This window comes from Arhodomonas sp. KWT (genome assembly GCF_010993615.1).
In genome coordinates this window covers 4,050-6,540 of the sequence record NZ_WNXE01000116.1, presented here as the reverse complement: position 1 = coordinate 6,540, position 2,491 = coordinate 4,050, and the positions used below count along the sequence as shown (strand labels likewise).

The 2,491-nt window shown below is 72.3% G+C and carries 3 protein-coding genes; 2 read left to right on the top strand and 1 reads right to left on the bottom strand.

Annotated features, from left to right (window positions below; genetic code table 11):
* Positions 1-958, bottom strand: a 958-nt coding sequence (locus tag G7A99_RS14040) for an LPS-assembly protein LptD (protein WP_163141169.1), incomplete at its 3' end; no start/stop codon positions are given.
* Between the two features lie 181 nt (positions 959-1,139).
* Here G7A99_RS14040 and G7A99_RS14035 point away from each other — a divergent pair.
* Positions 1,140-2,141: an aminoglycoside phosphotransferase family protein gene (locus G7A99_RS14035; protein WP_240466288.1), complete on the top strand. Its 1,002-nt coding sequence runs from the start codon at positions 1,140-1,142 to the stop codon at positions 2,139-2,141.
* A partial coding sequence (locus G7A99_RS14030) for a sugar phosphate nucleotidyltransferase (RefSeq protein WP_163141167.1) occupies positions 2,141-2,491 on the top strand: 351 nt, incomplete at its 3' end. The genes G7A99_RS14035 and G7A99_RS14030, both read left to right, overlap by 1 nt.

The window sequence follows — 2,491 nt, the reverse complement described above, 5'->3', positions numbered from 1 at the left end:
TCACCCGGCGCTGCTCGAGCTCGCCGCTGAAGTGCTTTCCGGCCGCGAAGCGGTGGTGCTGCTGGACGAGCCAGCGGTCGTCGCCGTAGGCACTGTCGTTGGGCAGGTAGGTGCCGTGGACCTCGCCCGCCGCCCAGGGCTCCAGGTACCGGAATTCGCCGCCCAGCATCAGGCCGCGCTTGGTGTAGTACGTCGGCGTGATGGTGGCGTCACGGTTCGGGGCGATGTTCCAGTACCAGGGCGTGCTGACCTGGAATCCGCCGTCGCTGCTCTGGCCGATGCTCGGCGCCAGAAAGCCCGTCAGGCGCTCGCTGCCCACCGGGAAGCGCAGCCAGGGGGAGTAGAACACCGGCACGTCGGCGACCGACAGCCAGGCGTTGGTCGCCGTGCCCTGGTTTTCTTCCTGGTCGATGGTCACCGTGCCGGCGTGCAGCCACCAGACCTCCTCGCCGGGGTTGCACGTGGACAGGCGCACGTCGTAGTAGCGGGCACGCTCGGGACCCAGGCGCTCGGCGCGGCTGGCGTCGCCCTGGAGGTGACCGGCGTCGACCCGGTAGGTCACCGCCGAGAAGCGCCCGGTGTCCGCGTCCAGGTTCATCCGGGCCTCGTCCGCGGTGACCACCGCACCGGCCTCTTCGTAGTGGACGTCGCCGCTGGCGCTCACGCGCTCCGGGTCGGTGCGGTACTCCATGCGCTCCGCGGTGACCTTGCGATCCGCGCGCCGGATCACCGCGCCGCCGGTGAGCACGTAGCGTCCCTGGTCGTAGCGTACGGCGCCGGCGTCCACCTCCGTGGGCGTGTCAGGGTCGTCGCGCTTGGCCGGATCACCGAGGGGCGCCGGGGTCAGTGGCGGGCCGCACAGCGCCCACGGGCCGTCGGCCGCCCCGGCGACAGAGGGGGCCAGGGTGGCGAGCGCGGTAATCCATGCGAGGCGGACCAGTGGGGTTTTCCGGGTCACGCGTTCTTCTCCTGCAAGGCGTCGCTACCTTCGCACAGCTCCCACGCCGCCGCAAACGCGCTCGTGGCGTTGCCCGTCGCGCCGGCGCTTTTACGGCCATAGGACCGGCGACGGGCGTCCCGGGAGGCGGCGGGCTGGTAGTATCATCGTCGCCTTTGCCAACAGCCACAGGGGAGGCGCCGTGACCGGCGTGAAGGGCAGCGACACGAATACCGCGACGGCGGCGATGCAGGACTGGATCGAGGCGCGGCTGGGTGCCCGCGTGCAGCTCGCACCCATGACCGGGGATGCCGGTGACCGGCGCTATTTCCGCGTCGCTCACGAGGCCGGTACGTGCGTGCTGATGGTCGCGGGCGAGGACTCGCCCCAGCTCGCGCGGTTCCTGGTGACCGGCCGGCTGCTGCGCGACGCCGGTCTGCATGCCCCGGCGGTGCTGGCGTCGGATGCCGGGCGTGGCTGGGCGCTGCTGGAGGATCTCGGCGGTCGGGACTATCTCGCCGGGCTCAACGCCGGCGAGGGCGAACGGTTGATGCCGGCGGCCATCCACGCCCTGGTGCGCTGGCAGGCCGCGCCGCTGCCCGACGGGCTGCCGCCCTATGACCGGGACCTGCTTGCCCGGGAGCTGTCGCTGTTCGTCGACTGGTACCTGGGCCGTCACCGGGGCATCCGTCTGGACGACGCCGAGCGCCGAGACTGGGAGGCGGTGTGCGAGCGGCTCATCGGGCGCGCACTGGCCCAGCCGCGGGTGGGGGTGCACCGGGACTTCATGGTCCGCAACCTCATGGACTGCGAGCGGCTGCCCGGCGTGATCGATCACCAGGACGCCGTCGTCGGTCCGCTGACCTACGATCTCGCGAGCCTGCTCCGCGACGCGTTCTGGGAGTGGCCGGAGGCGGACGAGACGCGCTGGATCGCGCTATACCGCGAGCGCGCCGCCGAATCCGGGCTGGCGTTGCCGGGGGAGGCGGCGTTCCGCCAGGACCTGGACTGGATGGCGGTGCAGCGTCATCTCAAGGTCCTGGGGGTCTTCGCCCGGCTGCACTATCGTGACGGCAAGTCCCGTTATCTCCCTGAGCTGCCGCGGTTCGCACGCTACGTGCGCCGCGAGGCCGCCGCGTGGCCGGAGCTGGCGCCGCTGCTCGAGCTCTTCGCGCGCTACCGCGTGGGAGAGGAGGGGGGGTGATGCACGCGATGATCCTGGCCGCCGGGCGCGGCGAGCGCATGCGCCCGCTGACGGACGACCGGCCCAAGCCCATGCTGTGCGCGGGTGGCCGGCCGCTGATCGACTGGCACCTCACGGCCCTGGCCCGGGCCGGTGTGACCCGCGTGGTGGTCAACGTCGCCTGGCAGGGCGCACGTCTGCGGGAGTACCTCGGCGACGGCGGTGCCTGGGGCCTCGAGGTGACGATCTCGGACGAGGGCGACAGCGCGCTGGAGACCGGCGGCGGGATCCGGCGGGCGCTGCCGCTGCTCGGCGAGGCCCCGTTCTGGGTGGTCAACGGCGACGTGTGGACGGACTTCGACCCGGCCACG